Raw genomic sequence first — 639 nt, 5'->3', positions numbered from 1 at the left:
CGGCGCTGTTCGGCACCAACACCAACGCCTATACCGAGATCCGGCTGGTGGCGGGTGGCGGCACCATCCCGGTCTATGGCCGCATCCCCGGCAACCAGACGGTCCCGGCCGGCAACTATGCTGACACGGTGAACGTGACGCTCACCTTCCCGTGAGTGCCATGGCGAACCGGGATCCCGTCTTCGGCAGCCTCGGCCGCCGCCGCCTGGCAGCGGGGCTGCTGGGCCTGGCAGCGGCGGTCCTGGCGACACCGGTTCAGGGCGGCGACCTGTCGGTCTCGCCCACCAGGCTGGAGCTCGGCCAGACCGGCACGGCCACGATCGTGGTGCGCAACGACGGTCCAGCGGTCAGCGTCCTGCAGGTCAGCGCCATGCGCTGGCTGGACTCGCCGATGGCCGCCGCCCTGGAGCCCGCCCCGGAACTGCTGGCCGTGCCGCCGGTCTTCAGCCTGAAGGTGGGTGCCCAGCAAGTGATCCGCCTGGCCCTGCGCGACCGCTCCCGGCCGAGCACGGAGCGCAGCTTCCGCCTGCTGATCTCCGAGGTGCCGGCACCGGCGACCGGCCAGGCCGCGCCGGGCGGAGTCCAGTTCGCGCTCGGGTTCAATGTTCCGGTCTTCCAGAAGCCGCCGGGCGCGCTCGC

The 639-nt window shown here is 72.3% G+C and carries 2 protein-coding genes; both read left to right on the top strand.

Translation table 11 applies throughout. The annotated features are described in order from the left end of the window. Window positions 1–47: 47 nt before the first annotated feature. Entirely contained in the window at window positions 48–155 is a 108-nt protein-coding gene (locus tag EQG76_RS33235) for a spore coat protein U domain-containing protein (RefSeq protein ID WP_407925493.1), read from the top strand. A 5-nt stretch (window positions 156–160) separates the two neighbouring features. Then, on the top strand, window positions 161–639 hold a 479-nt coding region (locus EQG76_RS02090), incomplete at its 3' end, for a fimbrial biogenesis chaperone (protein WP_159710169.1).

Origin of the sequence: Geminicoccus flavidas, assembly GCF_009806515.1 — a bacterium.
Taxonomy (GTDB): Bacteria; Pseudomonadota; Alphaproteobacteria; order Geminicoccales; family Geminicoccaceae; genus Geminicoccus; species Geminicoccus flavidus.
The sequence above is the reverse complement of the archived record's forward strand: the minus strand, read 5'-3'. Positions and strand labels throughout refer to the sequence as shown.